The 18,089-nt window shown below is 40.6% G+C and carries 16 protein-coding genes; 12 read left to right on the forward strand and 4 right to left on the reverse strand.

The annotated features are described in order from the left end of the window. Positions 1 to 1,194: calcium-binding protein (locus tag PL9631_RS26375; RefSeq protein WP_269321720.1), on the forward strand; the 1,194-nt coding region annotated here is incomplete at its 5' end. 8 nt (positions 1,195 to 1,202) lie between these two features. Here the strand turns inward: PL9631_RS26375 and PL9631_RS25280 are convergent. From PL9631_RS25280 to nagA, 4 genes are all read right to left on the reverse strand, one after another. Further along, a complete protein-coding gene (locus tag PL9631_RS25280; protein WP_083624789.1) occupies positions 1,203 to 2,078 on the reverse strand; it encodes an alpha/beta fold hydrolase in 876 nt (291 codons plus the stop codon). Positions 2,079 to 2,232: 154 nt separating this feature from the next. Further along, the gene (locus PL9631_RS25285; RefSeq protein WP_083624724.1) at positions 2,233 to 2,583 is read right to left on the reverse strand and encodes a DUF1815 family protein; all 351 of its coding nucleotides are present in this window, start codon (positions 2,581 to 2,583) and stop codon (positions 2,233 to 2,235) included. Between the two features lie 371 nt (positions 2,584 to 2,954). Beyond that, entirely contained in the window at positions 2,955 to 3,167 is a 213-nt protein-coding gene (locus PL9631_RS25290; protein WP_083624726.1) for a DUF2839 domain-containing protein, read from the reverse strand. A gap of 42 nt (positions 3,168 to 3,209) precedes the next feature. After that, a complete protein-coding gene (gene nagA, locus PL9631_RS25295; RefSeq protein ID WP_083624728.1) occupies positions 3,210 to 4,457 on the reverse strand; it encodes an N-acetylglucosamine-6-phosphate deacetylase in 1,248 nt (415 codons plus the stop codon). Positions 4,458 to 4,523: 66 nt separating this feature from the next. Between nagA and purE the strand changes: the two genes are divergently transcribed. From purE to PL9631_RS25350, 11 genes are all read left to right on the forward strand, one after another. Further along, on the forward strand, positions 4,524 to 5,003 hold the full coding sequence (gene purE, locus PL9631_RS25300) for a 5-(carboxyamino)imidazole ribonucleotide mutase (RefSeq protein ID WP_197046511.1): 480 nt from the start codon (positions 4,524 to 4,526) through the stop codon (positions 5,001 to 5,003). Positions 5,004 to 5,068: 65 nt separating this feature from the next. Next, positions 5,069 to 5,575, forward strand: a complete 507-nt coding sequence (locus PL9631_RS25305; protein WP_083624732.1) for a hypothetical protein — start codon at positions 5,069 to 5,071, stop codon at positions 5,573 to 5,575. A 118-nt stretch (positions 5,576 to 5,693) separates the two neighbouring features. Continuing rightward, entirely contained in the window at positions 5,694 to 6,305 is a 612-nt protein-coding gene (locus tag PL9631_RS25310) for a hypothetical protein (RefSeq protein WP_083624791.1), read from the forward strand. A gap of 123 nt (positions 6,306 to 6,428) precedes the next feature. Beyond that, positions 6,429 to 6,665 (forward strand): 50S ribosomal protein L28, encoded by a 237-nt coding sequence (rpmB, locus tag PL9631_RS25315; protein WP_026787250.1) that lies wholly within the window; start codon positions 6,429 to 6,431, stop codon positions 6,663 to 6,665. A 108-nt stretch (positions 6,666 to 6,773) separates the two neighbouring features. Next, positions 6,774 to 7,517, forward strand: a complete 744-nt coding sequence (locus PL9631_RS25320) for a sulfotransferase family protein (protein ID WP_083624734.1) — start codon at positions 6,774 to 6,776, stop codon at positions 7,515 to 7,517. A gap of 464 nt (positions 7,518 to 7,981) precedes the next feature. Continuing rightward, positions 7,982 to 13,042 (forward strand): hormogonium polysaccharide biosynthesis protein HpsA, encoded by a 5,061-nt coding sequence (gene hpsA, locus PL9631_RS25325; RefSeq protein ID WP_269321721.1) that lies wholly within the window; start codon positions 7,982 to 7,984, stop codon positions 13,040 to 13,042. A 21-nt stretch (positions 13,043 to 13,063) separates the two neighbouring features. After that, positions 13,064 to 13,738 (forward strand): hormogonium polysaccharide secretion pseudopilin HpsB, encoded by a 675-nt coding sequence (gene hpsB / locus PL9631_RS25330; protein WP_083624738.1) that lies wholly within the window; start codon positions 13,064 to 13,066, stop codon positions 13,736 to 13,738. A gap of 118 nt (positions 13,739 to 13,856) precedes the next feature. Beyond that, on the forward strand, positions 13,857 to 14,819 hold the full coding sequence (gene hpsC / locus PL9631_RS25335; RefSeq protein ID WP_083624740.1) for a hormogonium polysaccharide secretion pseudopilin HpsC: 963 nt from the start codon (positions 13,857 to 13,859) through the stop codon (positions 14,817 to 14,819). A 78-nt stretch (positions 14,820 to 14,897) separates the two neighbouring features. Beyond that, positions 14,898 to 15,560 (forward strand): pilus assembly FimT family protein, encoded by a 663-nt coding sequence (locus tag PL9631_RS25340; protein WP_083624742.1) that lies wholly within the window; start codon positions 14,898 to 14,900, stop codon positions 15,558 to 15,560. Positions 15,561 to 15,787: 227 nt separating this feature from the next. Then, positions 15,788 to 16,429 (forward strand): prepilin-type N-terminal cleavage/methylation domain-containing protein, encoded by a 642-nt coding sequence (locus tag PL9631_RS27110; RefSeq protein ID WP_083624744.1) that lies wholly within the window; start codon positions 15,788 to 15,790, stop codon positions 16,427 to 16,429. Positions 16,430 to 16,757: 328 nt separating this feature from the next. Beyond that, complete coding sequence (locus PL9631_RS25350; RefSeq protein WP_083616174.1) at positions 16,758 to 17,849, forward strand: ISAs1 family transposase; 1,092 nt, start codon at positions 16,758 to 16,760, stop codon at positions 17,847 to 17,849. The last annotated feature ends 240 nt before the right edge of the window (positions 17,850 to 18,089 follow it).

Consider the following 18,089-nt stretch of genomic DNA (forward strand, 5'->3'; position numbering starts at 1 on the left):
CCAACACCAACACCCGAACCCACGCCAACACCAACGCCCGAACCCACGCCAACACCAACGCCCGAACCCGAACCAACGCCCACGCCTACGCCCGAACCCACACCCGAACCTGAAGACCCAGACTGTCTCTGTCCCTCTTTTCCTGATTCTCCTAATGTTAATTTAACTCAACCTATCGATGGAATTTTAGGGAATGAACAGGATGAATTATTATTCGGGACTGAGGGAAATGACTTTTTACAAATCTTTGGCGGGACTGATACTTTAATCGGTTTAGAGGGAAAAGATACCCTAATTGGAGGAAGACAAAATGATATTTTATTGGGGAATAAAAGCTCAGATTTATTGATAGGTGAATTAGGAGAAGACACGATATATGGAGGGAAAGAAGATGATCTAATTTTGGGGAATCAAGGGAATGATATTATTTGGGGAGATGAGGACAATGATACCGTACTAAGAGAGGATGGAAATGATACTTTATTCGGTGGAATTAATAATCCATCTAATCCCGATAAAGATGGACTAGACTTATTATTTGGGAATGAAGGAAATGATTTAATTTTAGGAAATCAAGATCAGGATTCTCTCTCAGGACAGGGGGGAAATGATAACTTGTATGGGGGGAAAAATGATGATTTAGTTGATGGGAATGGGGGTGATGATTTACTATTAGGTGATCAAGGAAACGATACCCTTTGTGGCGGTGAAGGGGAAGACACACTTTATGGAAGTTTAGGAGCACAAACCGAAGCAAATGTGGGGGAAGAAGCCGATTTACTTTGTGGTGAAGGAGGCGATGATATTCTGTTGGGAAACGAGGGAAATGACACCTTAAATGGAGGTTCAGGAGATGATATTCTTTATGGGGGACAAAATAATGATAGCCTGATCGGTGGTGCTGGTAATGATACTTTATGGGGTGATCAAGGGGATGATATTTTAGCAGGAGGAACTGGAAATGACCTCCTTATTATTGTGGTTAATTCAGGTCAAGATAAAATTATTGATTTTCAAGATAATCAAGATAAAATTCTGGTGAGTCTGAATGATAACTTAGATAATTTTATCCCTTTTGAAAACCTGAGCATCACCCAAGATGGAGAAAATACCTTAATCCAATTTGAAACCCAGGTTATAGCTATTTTAGAAGGAATAAAAGCAGACTTAATCACGTCAGAAGATTTCTTTTAACCGACTCCTTAACGTCTTAAAAAATTCAATAATTCTCGATTCACGGTTTGGGGAACTTCCTGCTGCATCCAATGACCACAATCGGGAATTAATTTTAGTTTAAACGGGGCGGCAATTAATCGATCTAAACCTTCCGTGAGATGATGACTTAAAAATGAATCTTCCTTTCCCCATAAAACCAAGGTAGGAGAGAGGACTTGTTGAGGAGCTCGCACCCAATTTAACACCCAAATGGGCGGCCAAAATAAATGACGATAATAACTCATCGCCGCGTGTAATACCCCGGGTTTTTGTAAAGCTGCTTCATAAATTTGAGTTTCTTCCGCACTAAAAGCGCCCTTACGAATCGCGTGTTCTCGCAAAGCAGTAGTGACAAATTCTTTTAAATTTTGTTGAATTAACCACTCAGGAATTCCTGGAACTTGAAAAGCAAAAATAAACCAACTGCGGCGAACTTGGTCTAAATTACTAACTAATTCTTGCACAAAACGATAAGGGGGAGGAGCGTTTAGAATCGCCAAACGATTCAGAGATTCGGGAAATTTCTGGGCAAAATGCCAGGCAATTAATCCCCCCCAATCATGCCCAACAATATGAGCTTTAGCATAGCCCAAACGTTGAATTAAACCTTGAATATCAGCTACTAGGGTATCTAAATCATAGCCACTTTCGGGTTTATCTGAATCGTTGTAACCGCGCAAATCCGGTACAACGACCTTGAAATAACGAGCTAAAGCGGGGATTTGATAGCGCCAAGCGTACCAAAATTCAGGGAATCCATGTAGCAAAACAACCAGTTCACCCTCACCTTGGGTAACCGTATGTAAACGAATATTATTCGTTTCCACAAACAGATGTGTCCAATCAGATTCTAATGTCACCATAAACTCCACTATAATGCTAACCAGCAATTGCTGAATTTCCTCAAGGGAAGGGAGCCAGGCTAAACAGTTGTTTAGTGATTTTAGATGACCACCAACAGGAGTTAACTCCATCAACCTCATTAGATCTGTAGAAAGGCGATACGGGTCGCATTGTCTACGCACGCTGGGGAAGTTTGGGAGCTACCAGACCCGGGGACGGTGCACTTCTATAAATCACTAGATTCGCTAACTCCTGTAACTGTTGAATGGCTTCGGCTCCTTCAAGTTTCATGAGTTCGCGATCATCACGCATTTCTGTCCAGGTAATCCCATAGTCCGATACCAGAAAACGAATCAAATGACTTTCGCCTAAACTCACCATGAAGGAGGCACTATTCATCTGACCACCGCAGGTATAGCACGAAGCCAGATACCCCTGTCTTTCTAGCACCGTCGCCAGAGCTTGGAGGTTCATCACCAAGTCCTGTACAAATTTGCGGTGTTGTTCTGCAATTCTGAGAAACATAATTCTCCTCCTATCACCAAATCTAAGATTATTTACAAAATGTAACATAATCCTAAACTTATGGTGCTGAAATATTAATCTTAGTCTGACAAGCCTAAATTGAAAAGATCACCTCCCCACTGCTATAACTTGAGAATGTTTTGTAGGTTAACCAAAACCCTCAATTCATAAGGTATCTAAGAAAACAATCACCGTTTAAATTTTTCTGAATTTACCACCCTAACCCACTTAAAATCCTGAAAGAATCACGGATTACCGGGAAAATCGGGTCTAAACCTGTTAAAAAATCTAATATTTCCAATAAGTTTAAACCCGACTGATTCAATCTTTAATCGGTTGTTTCCGTTACTTCTCTCCCCTTTCCCTGAATATTAATCAATTTGCCACCAGCCCAATCCGGGGCCGATAAATCGAATCGTAATCCAGGCGACAACCAGTAAAGCAATCCCCAACCAACTGGCTTTAGTCGTGACTTCTACGAATTTTTGACTTTGATTTTTAGTAACGGGAAACCAAGGCGCAATTTTTTCGTCTTGGCCATAACGTTCTCCCATGTTGTCTTTTCGGCGTTTTGCTTCACCCATATTTGTATATAAAAGTTAACAGTTAGACTTCTCAATTCGACTTCATTTTATTTGATTTTCGGTGAGTTGAGGAGGATTAAGCCCCCCGAATAGTCGCTGCCAATTCATATTCATCTTTTCCGAGGTGGAATCAAATTTCCATCGTAACAGTTGGCCGGCTGATGCACCGATTAGGGAAAACTCACCCAGGGCTTGGCGAGGAGCAATGGTGGCCAAGGCGATCGCCTCTCCTACATCACAGCAATTCCACCCGACTAAATTTTTTACCCCCGTTAATAGGGGTAAGGTAGTTCCCGCTAATGTGCCATCGACTAAACGGGCTGTTCCCGCTTTCACCTCAATTTGTCGTTCATCCCAAGGATAAACCCCATCGGGTAGCCCTAAAGGAGCTAAGGCATCACTCACCAAAAACACGGGAATTAAACCTGTGGCTTCCCTGGGTTGGTTCATTCCCGACATCCGTAATAATAAATTAACCATCAGAGGAGAAATGTGCTCTCCATCGGCAATCAAGCCCGATTGAACCCGATTGTTAACCAAGGCTGCCCCCAATAAACCCGGTTCTCGATGGTGTAGACCGGGCATGGCATTAAAGGCATGAGTCACCATCGTTGCCCCCAGGGTAAAAGCCCGTTCTGCCTGGGGTGCTGTGGCTTGGGAATGCCCCAAACTCACAATTATGCCCAAATTTTTCAAATAGGGAATTATCGTGTCTGTGGGGTCTAATTCCGGGGCTAGGGTGATGATTTTGACTAGGTTTGCATAGTCTCCCAGAACCCGTTTGACCTGCTCCCAGGTTAGGGGTAATAAATATTCTTCAGGATGGGCGCCCCGTTTACTGGGATTGAGAAACGGCCCTTCCAGATGCACCCCCAGGATTTTAGCGGTGGGTTGATCGGGGGAAACGGTTTGGATAAATTCGGTTATTGTGGCGAGCGATCGCTGAATTTTATCGATGGAAGTAGTTACAATCGTGGGCATAAACCCATCAATGCCCTGCTCCCATAAATACTGACAAATTTGGGTCAATTTCGGCAGATCTTGGGGTTCTAAATCGGGAAACGCTAATCCCAATGCCCCATTAATTTGTAAATCGATACCCCCCAAGGATAGCCAATCTCCTTGCAAATCTAGGATATCAGTAGACGGGGAGGACAACTCCTCTACCATCGGTTGTACCCTATGGATTTTACCCTGGCGGATGCAAACCTGTTGCAAATTTTGGGATTCTGGGAGACGGACATTGATAATATCGAGGTTAACAGCGTCTGGCTGTAATGTTGTGCTCATGAGGAACCGTTGGCTTTGAACTCTACACCATTATCAATTAACTCTACTCCCGTGATCGGAATGATCATGGGCAGTGATTCGGATTTACCGACGATGGCCGAGGCGATCGCCATTTGCGAAGAATTCAACATCCCCCATGAGGTGGCCATTGTTTCCGCCCACCGTACCCCAGAACGGATGTTTGAATACGCTAAAACCGCCCATTTAAGAGGATTAAAAGTGATTATTGCCGGAGCCGGAGGTGCGGCCCATTTACCCGGGATGGTTGCTGCTTTAACTCCTCTGCCGGTGATTGGGGTTCCGGTGATCACACGGACATTACAGGGCGTGGATTCTCTTTATTCTATTGTACAAATGCCCGGGGGAATTCCCGTAGCCACCGTGGCGATCGGGAATGCTAAAAATGCGGGTTTATTAGCGGTACAAATCCTAGCCAGTCATGATCCTGAACTCTTACAAAAAGTTCAAGACTATCGAGAAAATCTTAAACAATCTGTTTTAGAAAAACAACATCGTTTGGATCAGGTCGGGTACAGAGAATATTAGGGAGAAAATCAGAGATTTGCGGGAATTGATGTTGGGAACTCACAAAAAAATAGGATAAAAAAATCATGATTACCCTTTGGCAGTCTGGTAGCGATCACCCCGATAATACAACCCATCTCGATCTGATTCGTCAGTGGTGGGCATCCCTACAGGATCGGTCAATACAGTGGCAACAACGTTTGATTCCTACGGACGGGAATTTAAGCAATTTAGATTGGCAACCTCAACGTTTTGATGAAACCTTTAAGATCAAAAATCCAGAAATTCGGGGGATTACACTCTATTATTTTAAACCGGAATATCCCCAAGAACTGAATATTACTCCCCATAAGTTAGAACTGGATTCTCAACAAAAACGACTGTATATTTTTCCCCAATCTCAACAGCAAGTAGTAATTCGAGTTGAAGGCTATCAACCTCCTTATCAAATGATTGAATTAACCGATCCCGATTTAGCCGTAGGCAATGGCATGATTTTATTACGGGATCATCAACAGTTAATTGATGTTAAAGTTAAGCTGAGTTCCGATCAATTGAAGTTACTAAAATCTAAACTCAATTCTATTCAATAATCAGTCTTTAAGAGGTTGAACTTGCCGATCAGTTCCTTGACATCCCTAATCGGGATGCACTACCATGTTCTCAATTGCAGACCTATCCTATAAATATTGGCAATTTAGGACGTTTCTGATGTCAAAAATCTACAGTACAGAGGAACTGATCCAAATCTTAAAACAGGAGCGCCAAGCGTGCCTGAAAGGAGAGCGTTTGAATTTAAGGGCAACTCCGGCCGTCGGTAATCCAGTGGTTGATTGTTTTTTAAAACCCGAGGGCATTCAAAAGTTTACCGCCTATCAGAATTTTAAAGCGACAATCCATCAGTATCAACAAGACTATCAAGTCTCGGGAATTGTTTGGCGAGAAATTAAGGTTCAGGAAAAAAGCCTCAAATTTCCAATTATTGATGAACAATTAATCGCTTTACCCGGGGATTTTGAACCCTTGAAACAATCAAGAATTGAGGTGTTAGAGTTTTGGCATGATGTGACGGTGGGGATGGATTTATATTTAAGTTTAAATGGGGGAAAAGATTATCGCCAGATTTGTGTTCAGGAAGTAGATGGAATTGTGCAACGGACGGAATGGGCTTGTATTTGGAAGTGGGAGAAATCGAGTTTTTTAGAAATATTATTACAATTGGGTTGGGGACAACCGGCCGAAGCGGGCGATCGCCGAGGATGGCCCCATTCAGGGAGTGAAAATATTCACGCAGTTAAACCGGGTCAGCATCCGATTTGTTGAACAGAACTTCCGACGGAATCAAAATCAACACGAATAAGGCTAATGTAAGTCCTGATCAAAATAGTGAAGCCATTCATGTATAATGGAGGTTTGGACTTTTAATACAGTAAGCTGGAGTTAACCATGTCTCGGATTTGTCAGTTAACGGGAAAGAGAGCCAATAACGGTATGGCCGTGTCCCACTCCCACCGTCGCACCCACAAATTGCAGGAAGCGAATTTACAATGGAAACGGATTTGGTGGCCCCAAGGCAATCGTTTTGTGAGATTAAAACTTTCTACAAAAGCCATTAAAACCATTGAACTCAAAGGCTTACAAGCCATGGCAAAAAAAGCCGGACTTGATTTGAATAAATTCTAACTGTAGGCAACTCATGATGCTTATTGATGTAGGGACACACAAAGTTGTGTCCTTACAACTTTTTGGTAGAGCTTCACAATTTTTTACAAATATACTTTCTTTGATTATATGAATCATCATCAATATGTTTTTATAGGGGGTTTACATCGGAGCGGAACAACGCTGCTGGCTAACTGCTTAAGAGAACATCCTAAAATTAGTGGCTTTAAAGATACAGGGGTGAGCGAAGATGAAGGGCAATTTTTACAGTCTGTTTATCCCCCAGCAATGGTTTATGGTGGCCCTGGTCGCTTTGGCTTTAATTCAGGTTCTTTTTTGAATGAAACCTCTGATTTAGCTTCTTCAGAAAATGCTCAAAAGATGTTTCAAGAATGGAGTCATTACTGGGATTTACAACGACCAATCTTATTAGAAAAATCACCCCCAAATCTTTTAAAAACTCGTTTTTTACAAGCTTTATTTCCTAATTCTTTCTTTATTATTATTTTACGCCATCCCATTCCTGTTGCTTATGCAACTAAAAAATGGAGTCATACTCAACTCTATTCATTAATAAAACATTGGTTAGTTTGTTATGAACAATTTGAACGGGATCGACCGTATTTAAAACGTTTATTGGTTTTAAAATATGAAGATTTAATTGAAAATCCTCAACTGATTCTGAATCAAATTTATACGTTTATTGGGGTTGAGTCAGTTATTTCAAATCTGAATATTTGTGTGGGAGTTAATGACCGTTATTTCAACTGGTGGAAAGATAGACAGAATTTGTTTAAAGCTTTGTATACCGACTATATTCAAGTCAAATTTGAAAAAAGGGTTAATCGATTTGGCTATAGTCTACGAGTTTAAGTAAGCTCAAGCTTAACTAGACTTCTTTTACGATGCCCTGATCACTTTTGTCCCTATGGGGGGCATTCTAGTTATAGAACATCCTCTATACTCTTAGGGATTCAGCTAAGGTGCGTCAGATCACAAAAGCATAAAGGGTTAATCACACAACTCCCCCAAGTAACCGTTTAACATAGATAGTAGGGCTAAATTTCCCTGAGAACGTGTCAGCAGCCTACTGTTACATTCTGGCTCAATTTTAAAAAAACTGAAATCCTCGGAGTATTAGGGAAAAGGTTCAAGAGCAAAGTGCTAAAACTAAAGATATGGATCTTTCCTATCTTTCATAAATCTTAATAAATTAGCAGTTGTACTCAAAATTAACAATGGGGTTAGCTTTTTATTGTCCTAATTTTAGGCTGTAATCCTTGAGTTACCTTAAGAGTTAGCATCACCACCTGGAAATAATGGTTAGGTAGGCGTCTATGTCACAGCGTAAGCAGATCAAGTCTCATAACTTCATTCTCTCTCTGTTCCGACGAATCCGTATTTTGTGCCAACGGATGACTCGAAACTTGACGAGATCGCTCCTACGGAGTTTGATGCTCATTAACCGTCAAGACCGCTATGGTCGGGCGGGGTTTGTTTTACCAACGGTGACGATGGTATTGTTGGTGGTGGTATTGCTAACTATTGCGATTTCATTTCGAGCTTTAGAGCGATCGCAAGATGCCCGTATGGTCAGAGTCAGTCAAGAGGCTTTAAATGCTGCAACTCCTGCTGTTGATAGGGGGAGAGCGAAAATTGAGCAAATGTTTAAAGAGTTAGAAGGAAAAGTTTTAGATGAACCCAACTTTTATCAAACATTAACATCAGGGAATTTTACAGCCTATCGATTTAAGGATGAAGAAGTTCTCAGAGTTGAGTTTGACTCTGACAATAATGGAATTCAACCGAATGGTTCAGCACCAGCCAATGATGGGCGTCTGGGTGAAGATGATGATAACTTTCGGGATAATGAACGGGTTAAAACAGCTTGGCGATTTCCCGTTGATACTAATAATGATGGTCAATTTGATAGCTTTGTTTTGTATGGTCTTTTCTTTCGCTCCCCTGAAGGCACTAAAAGAATTCCTTTAGAAGCTAGAACATTACCTATGCCTCCGTTCAAGAGTGCAACTCGTCCTGAATGTGAATTTGCCAGTGGTCAGAATGCTTCTTTAGTAACAGCTTCAGGTTGGTCTCCTATGGAGGGGAAACTGAAGAAAAGTATTTTTGTCTATACAACAACTGTACCCGCTACTCAAACAGATATTGATAACTTTGTAGCTAACGTCAAGGATTCGAATGGAGCGCCTCAGTTTAATGCTCAGGAATTTTTAGAGTATAAAGGAGAACCAAGCTTTACCGCTTTAGAATATCAACAAGACTGGAAACAAAAATATTTAACAGGTGTTGTTTATGAAAATGATTTAGATATCACACCTGGGCCTGCTTTTAACTTAAATGGAAACTTATATACTCAAGGAAATTTAATCGTTTCCCACTTTGGAAGTGGATTAAATATTTATCAAATAAGCTCAATTAATTCTTGTTTTTATCAGCAGGAAAAAAGCAAGATTGTTGTAGGGGGAAATGTCATTAATGGAATGCTAGGGAATAATCTAGCTGCTAACATTCGCTCTGTTAATATACATTTATTCAATGGAACCGCTCCTCCAACTGTAAGAACTATAGATAGCACCGAGCAATCTATATCAAATGGTGCTTATGCTGGAGCTTTTAATGATTTTGCTTATCGGAGTCGCCTAGAAGCCTTAGTCCGATGGCAAGAGCAGGACGCTACTGGGACAAGTGATCCAACTTCAGTTAAAGAAGCCGTTAGCCGTCGCATGGCTGACGATTCCAGTTTAGTTAAATCAAAAATTCGTCGAGAAGAATTACAAAGTTATTTTAAAGATCGCCTGCGGAAAGTTACTTTTGCCGAGGTCAGTAGCGTCAGTAATACTACTGCGGCACTAAGTCCCTATGGACTTCCTCCTAGCGGAACTAACCCTCTACAAGGTAGCGGAGATACCCTACGTCCGCCTGATACATGGACGTTGATTTCGACGGCTATGGTCACCGTTACTCCAAGCAGATTGTCGGCAACAAAACCGGAAACACAACAAGCCAGTGGCGTTGAAACTGTGATTGGCGATCGCGTTGTAGAAGGAAATAACTTACCCGCTTTAGCTCTCGATAGTACAAATAAATGGGTAACAGCAACAGCTACAATTGCTAACGATCAATGGACAGATGCTACTGAACGTACTCGTGTCAGTCGGCTGTCTAAATATCCTTCTGCTGGAGATAGAAGTCGAGATGGTTTTTGGGAAAAACTAGCCGCTAGAGAGCCTTTCTCAGAATTCAGTAATTTTGGAGGATTACGGGTTATTACAGGAGCAGGTGTTTATGAGCGAGATAATTCATTTTTACCTCCCCCAAAATGGAATGATCCGAGTACACCAACAATCGATGAAAGTAAATATGATGATCCGGCAACGACAGCTACAGCAGAAGCATTTGACATAGTTTGGCCGGACACGATGCCGATGTCTCGGGTAGTTGGTGTTCAAATACCTTTTGATAATGTTAATAATAACTGGGATAGTAGTAACCCTGCTGTCTCTGGTTCATCCGCTACTGCAACTCCCACAATTGATCCCTATACTCCCAAATATCTTAAGGGAGACTTACGGATGCGGGCAACGGCAGTATATCACTATGCCCAAGATGCCTTTAATCCTTCCACTGATCCGCCAGATTTGACTCAAGAACCCATTGCCTGTGTCAGTAGTTATTACGATCCTTCGGATAAGACAACGGCAAAGAATATGACCAGCTTACCTGGGGGAGCTACAGGTGGCTTATCCAATAATGGAATTGTTTATCCTTTCCCAGATAACAGACCCACCAGTGCAACTCTTCAAAACGGTTGGAAATTTACAGCCCCCACAGATTTAGCAAATCAAGCTAATATGGTCTTTCCCGATGGACGGTTTGCGAATAAACCATTGAGAGATGCCTTAACAAAATTAGCCGCCAGTCAGACATTAACTTTGGCAGATCAATCCGCTCTTGATACCACACTTTGCGCTTTGAGTATCCTCAACGGAGCGACTCCTCAAACGATTATTCCCAATAATGCCATTAAAGAAGTTACTCTGTTAAATCCAAGAGAAGTTAAAGCATTAGATCGGGATGATCTGACGACCAGTGTTGATGAAACTTTTAGCCTCAGCAGTCCTTTAAGTGGGCCAGCACAACTATCAGGACTTTATGATTTGCCCTTAGAGGAACGCCAACCTTTAGAAATTCGGGTGACTCAAATCGACTTAAATGTGTTGAGAAACCAAACCATTACTCTAGCTGGAGGCATTACAGGCCCATCACCAGAATATTTGCTCCCTAATAGTGGCATTATCTATGCGAGTCGAGAAGATGCCCTTCCTGATCGGAGCAATCGTTTACCCAACGATACTAACAATGGCATTAATGAAAATACCAGCGCTGAATTGAGTCCGGCTGATTTTCTGCTAGATCCCACTCGCCGTCCCAATGGGATTATGCTGATTAATGGCAATAGCTTAGGTCGAAATAACAATCAGGCTGCCACTACTGTAGAGGATATTCTCAAAGAAAAAGGCTTAATTCTAGCCTCTAATGTGCCAGTTTATATTCAAGGAAATTTCAATAGACACACTCAAGCTGAGTTTACAGGCACATTCAGTTGGAATATTAATCAATTCTATTCACGAAATAACCTCAATCCTAACTTTGCCTGTCGTCAAGGCGATCCAACCCGTCCTGCTAACTTTGCTTGTGGTACAGGTGATAATTGGCGACCTGCAACGGTTCTCGCGGATGCCATTACTCTATTGTCCGATAACTTCCGCTTTGGCTTCCGTAATGAAGGGGACTTTGACCTGAGAAATAATGCAGGTAATGCCATTGTTGGGTTTAACTTTAATAGTGATCCTGATATGATTGATGCAATTTCTCCTAGTATTACTGAAACTGCTTTTGGATTTGATTTAAATGGTGATGGTGATACAGGCGATACGATCACCAATGAAACCCAAGTCTCTGCAAAAGCCGCGAGAATGCTCAATGGCTTTGACCCCTATAACAACTTTGCTACCAATGGTTTAAGCAGTGGAACTTTGGCTTTTACCGCCAACGAAATTAAAACTGGGGTTCCCGGTGCCAATACCACTCCAGATGATGCCTACTACCGAGCTACGCCTACTACTACTACTAACAACCTTAACAATATTAACAGTTCCTACTTTAATAACTTCGTCACTCCAGTTCAAAGACGGGGGAACTTCTCGGAATACTTGATGGAAGTTTGTCGGAAATTACCTGTTTCTGCTTGTGGGCCTGCTGATTGGGTATTACTCAGTAGTACAGGTGCTACTCCTCCTAATCCTCCTGCTGTTAAAGCATCTACTAAAATAGGTCAGGCATTCGATAACACTATTAATGGTGCAGGAACAACAGGCCAACCTCCTACTTTCGCAGCGCTGCAACGTCTACCTCGTCGTATTGCTTTCCGACGTTCTAATACTGCACCATTTGGGCTGGAAGGTGCAGGAGGTAGCTCAATTTCAGCAACCAACCCACCTGTTGCACTGGGAATTGATGCAACTCCAAATATTGTAGAAGCCACCTTTGCTAATGTAGCTTCTAAACCCAGAACCACCCAAAATAATACTCTCTGGTTCCAAACTAAAAATGCTAATGCTAAAAGTTGGGGTTCTGACTACCCTCTGTGGTATTTCAATCCTGGGTATTACTCTGATCCCACCACGGCTAAAGCTAATCAAGTAGATACTAACTTTGTTGCTTCTAACTCAGTTCGACAACCTTTGTTAGTGCCTATTTTACAATTCAATGCCACAAACTCAACTCCGGCGGGTAATACTGCAATTGCCACCCTAGGAAACCAACAAGCCCAAGGGACTCGATGGATACCCCGCAGTAGTCCCACAGAAGCTAACCTGGTCTTAACAACGAGCGATGTTCCGGCGCGTCCGGGTGAACTGAATGGGGGGATGCAAAACCTACCTCGTTTCATCGAAAGTTGGAATGATGCGATCGCAACCAATATTGCGGGTTCATTTCTGCAAAAAGGTCGCAGCGAATATGCCTCAGCACCCTACTTGAGTTTAAGGGATACTACTGGTGTGCATCTATTCGGAAACAATACCTTGTACAACATCAGTAATGCTGGTGGACGGATTGGCTACTTTGTCCCACCAACACGGAACTGGGGGTTTGATGTCGGTCTGCTATACCAACTGGCTCCTGATTACTTTACTCAAAATTTCACAGTTCTGGAAACTGATGAAAATGGTGATGCTATCCCAGACGAGTATTACCGGGAAGTCGGTCGTGATGATCCTTGGTTAAAAGCTCTGCTCTGTGCAAAAGATAGCGATGGTGCTGATGGCAATAATGTGGTCAGTAAAGGGCGTCCTGATTGTAATGACTATGAATAAGCAACTCAAGGAGATCAACCCATGAACAAGCACAAATTCCCCAAACTCAATTTCAGACAATCTTCAGAAAGCGGCTACACGATCCTGGAAGGATTAATGGCTATCCTAGTGGTTTCTGCTTTAATTACAATGGTTGGCCCTGTGATTGCATTTTCGGCAGGGACTCGCGTACAAGCGAGGCGGGTTGAGTTGGCAACCCAAGCCGCCAAAACCTATATGAATGCCATTCGAGCTAATCCTTATAATGAAGATTCAACAATTAACACAGAGTTAGTTGATGGCATCACTAGCATCGCAGCACCACCAGCAACAGTTACAGGCTTTGTCGCTCCTGCTGCTGTTGACTTAAATTGTCCAAACACCAATGCTTACTGCACAGCACCCGCAGGTTTATACTGCGTTGATTTTGACAATTTACCTGCTAATCAGCCCGGATGTACCAATAATAGTTTATCCGATATGATTGTTCAGCCTGTCCGTTCAGGCGGGAATCCTGACCAGCCTAATAATGGTTATAAATTAGGAATTCGAGTGTACCGAGCTAACTCATTTACTCCAGGCATTGGTAACAATTTACAGACAACCACACCTTCTACTAATGTTACAAATGCACTAGGAAATCGAAATGCACCCCTAGTAACCATGTCTAGTGATATTCCTTCTCAAACGGATAGATTTAGCAATTTTAAGGATTGATTTCAATAGCCATATTTAAGGCTGATTAACATTGGAAAAAATAACGGTTATTAATTCCTGCTGAACTAGCCTTATTTCTAACTCTATCGTTCATAAGTCTTAAAATTTAGGAGACCCCATGAAAAAAAATTTCTCTCCCTTTTGGAAAAGGTTCTATCACCCAAAACCACCGACTCAAATTAATCAAAGCTCTCTAGGAATGAGCATGATTGAGTTACTTGTTGGCACGGTAATTGCTTTTATCATTATTACACCCTTAATGGCTTTTGTTATTAATACTCTAAACGATGACCAAAGAGAAGAAGCAAAAGCAGTTACTGACAAAGAAATTCAATCTGCACTAGAGTTTATTACAGAAGATTTGAGTGAAGCACTCTATATTTATGATCAAGCTGGAATTCAAGCTATTGCTACTAATCAATTAATTCCGGCTGCGAGTACCACTCAGATTCCGATTTTAGTATTTTGGAAAAGGCAAGTCGCTAGAAATATTATACCCATCGGAGGAGCTAATTGTGTTACTAATCCAGAAAAATGTGATGATACATTTATTTTGTCTTTAGTGGCTTATTATTTACGCACTGATGCTGATCCAATTTGGTGTCCAAATAATACCGATAATAACAAGTGTCCGGCTCGAATTACTCGCTTTCAATTAAATGGAGGAGGTCGAACAATTGCAACTGTACAATATCCACCGCCAGATGCTGGTTTTCCTACGAGTGTTGACTTGAGAAATCCTAATACAATAACAGCTAATGGGAATATAAATAATCCACAAAATGTATTAATCAATTTTATAGATCGAACGACTATTGCTAATGGTGCTCCTGCTTTGATTGCGGCTCAATGTCCTACGGCATTAAATAATAGTACAACTGCTCGTTTTACTGTTGATCCTCCAGCAGCCACCTATAGCAGCTTTTCTGCCTGTGTAGATTCAACAAATAACATCGCTCAAATTACGATTAGAGGAAACGCTTTACGCCGATTTCAAGAAAATGCAAAATACTCTTCTGGAAGTGCTTATTTTCCCTCTTCTAGTATCTTAGTCAAGGGAATTAGTACAGTAGGTAATTAGAGAGAAAAAAATCTCAGCGTTAAAAAAATTAAAGCATAAAAGTTTAAGCATTTCTGTAATTAAACCTTGGTAAAAATCATGAAAAATATATTGTTTCTGCTGAGAGCTAAAAAATTCAAACCTTCACTTAAGAGGAATGAAAATTCTGCTGGCTTTTCATTACTTGAGTTAATGGTTGTTGTGTTAATGATCGGCATATTAAGTGCAATTGCGGCTCCTAGTTGGTTAGGGTTTATTAACAATCAACGCCTTGGGAGTGCACAAGATGAAGTATATAGAGCTATGCGTACTGCTCAAAGCAATGCCAAAGCAAAACGAGAAGCATGGCAAGTCAGTGTTAGGGCAGAACCAGTGACACAGAAAGTTCAGTGGGCAATTCATCAAGCAACAATAAAACCTACTGATCTATCAGTTGCTAGTGAAAGTGATAGATCCTCTGTTTCAGCTTGGCATAGTTTTGACTCTCAAATAGGGATAGATGGCACTCGTACTAACTTATCTGAAAATGCTGGAGTTTATACTCTGATATTTAACTATAATGGCTGTGCTGTTGGCAAATCTACCGAAGAATGCACACAAAGCTCCCTCGATGATGTTCCTACAAAAATTCCTCAAAAATTAACGTTTAGTCATCAAAAACTTGGTGACAATACCAGAAAATGTGTAAGAGTGGAAACGGTGCTAGGTTCAATTAGAGCAGCACAGGGAGTTAACCAAGAAGGATGTCCTCCTAATCAATGAAAAGTGGATGTATCAATTTATATTTAAGAGAAATTTTGTTTGTGGATTGTTTTTGTACTTACAGTCCTTAACTCCGTAATGTCCCTAATTGATTAAAATTTCAACGTTCAAAATAATTTTAAAAAATCCGTAATTTTCCCATAGTCAAAGCCTCTGATTTTTAGCAAACTGGTAGTTAGGTTCGTTTAAAAAACATAACCATCCTAGTTAAAATCAGGTGTGCTTTCATGATCAACCCTAAAAAGACCTGCGATCGCTCCCTATCCTATAGCGGATTTACCCTCATTGAACTCCTAATCGTTATACTGATAATTGGTATTCTCAGTGCCATAGTTGTCCCCAGTTGGTTAGGCTTCATTAACCGCTACCGCCTAAAGACCTCCACAGAACAACTACAATGGGCATTCCGAATGGCTCAAAGCAATGCCAAACGGGATAAAACAGCATGGCAAATCAGCATCCAAGAAACTCCCAAAAGTATTCAGTTTGCCCTCCATCCCGCTAGTATCCCCCCAGTTCAACTCTCTGCTGGCAATTGGCAAACCCTAACACCCGGTATTATCATCGATGATAAACAACCCAACCCCAAGGGAAAACTCGAAACCAGCCTGCGTAAAGTTAACCCCACCACTAACAAAGTCACCACCACAGGCACAATGTACCGCGCCCTGTTCAACCACAAAGGTTGTCCCGTCTACTCCCCCAACGACGAATGTACCCAAACCAGTTTACAAGCCCTCGGACGTATTGGCTTGTACCATCCCGACCTCGGCAAAACTAAACGCTGCGTGATTATTTCCACCGTTCTCGGTGTGACCCGCATCGGAAAAGAAAACACCAAACCCAATGATGATCGCTATTGTCATTAAAAAACACGATATTAACCCGCACTCATACCTCACATTCTTTTCTTCCTACCTTAGTACCTTTGTAATCAACTTAAGCAATAATCTTATTGTTTTCATCCCAGACCAGATCCCCCTAAATCCCCATTAAAAAGGGGGACTTATGAAGTACACTTTCCCCGTTTTTAAGGATTTATGAATCCAGTTAACCCGCTAAAAAGGGCGACTTATAAATCCAGTTCCCCCATTTTTAAGCAGGGTGTTTTCATTGTCGGGGGTAAAAAAGAAAATAAAAGTGATCTTTTTTTGGTAAAATCAAAGAAAGATCACTTTTATTTGATTTTAAAAAACTATGTTAAACAGTATAATCGAACAACTGAAGTTAGTCAAGGATTTTCGGAAAAATCGTGGTAAAAGACATGAATTATGGGTAGTGTTGACTATCATTGTTTTAGCACTGCTAACTGGCAATGTTACTTATAAGCAAATAGATAATTTTAGAAAAAATGAAGAAAATAAGCTAATTAAATTATTAGAAACTAACACTAAAAAATTGCCGTCTTATAGTACCATAAGACGAGTAATGCTCGGAATAAATTCAATAGAAATTCAGTTGGTTTTTCAGTCAATAGTCCAGGAATATTATTGGCAACAAGAAGGCGTTGATTGGATTGCGATCGATGGAAAATCTTTAAAAAACACCCTGACTAACTATGAAAATCAGAAACAAAATATGTTAATTATGGTATCTTGGTTTAGTCAAGAAACAAAGTTAGTAATTAAATCGGAAAGTTTTGAAAGTAAACAAAGTTCTGAAAACGCTAAAGTTCTGTCTATGATAGAAAAATGCGGGTTATTAAATAAAGTATTTACCCTCGATGCTCTCCATTGTAGTAAGGAAACAACTCAGGCAATAATTGAGAGCAAAAATAATTATTTAATTACGGTAAAAGGGAATCAAATTAAATTGCACAATCGGATCAAGATTTTAGCAGAAATCGAAAAACCTTTAACGGTATATGAAGAAAAAGATGTCAGTCATGGGCGAAATATTAGCAGAAAAGTATCAGTATTTGATAGCCAAAATGTCAACCATAAAAATTATCCTCATCTTCAAAGTTTTATTCAGGTAGAAAGAACGGGTTTTCGGGGTGATCAAGAATATAATGAGACTTTATATTATATTAGTAGTCAGAAATTAAGTGCGAAAACATTTGCAGAAAAAATTAAAGCACATTGGTTAATTGAAAATCAAGTACATTGGGTCAAAGATGTGAATTTTAATGAAGATAAATCAAGAATAAAAGGCATAGACGTAGCCGGAAAATTCTCGTTATTAGTAACATTAATTTTGAATATATACAGAAGTTTGGGTTTTAGCTCAATAAAAGAGGGACAGTCATGGTTGGGAAATAATTGGGAAAAGATTTTAGCGATCGCCTGAATTAATTAAGTTTTTAAAACTATTTTTCTAAAAAAACATTCAAAATATTTAATAATAAATAGTCATAAAGTCTTATTAATCAAGACAATGGCTATCTTTTGCTGTTAATAAATATGAAAATTGTTCATTCTTAATATTTCCCACTTATCTGATGAAAATTAGAGAGAATTTGATCGGAAAAATTGATAATTTTTTTTGAAGATAGCGATCGCATTTGGGAAAATGAAAACCCCCTGATTT

The sequence above is a fragment of the Planktothrix paucivesiculata PCC 9631 genome (assembly GCF_900009265.2).
Lineage (GTDB): Bacteria > Cyanobacteriota > Cyanobacteriia > Cyanobacteriales > Microcoleaceae > Planktothrix > Planktothrix paucivesiculata.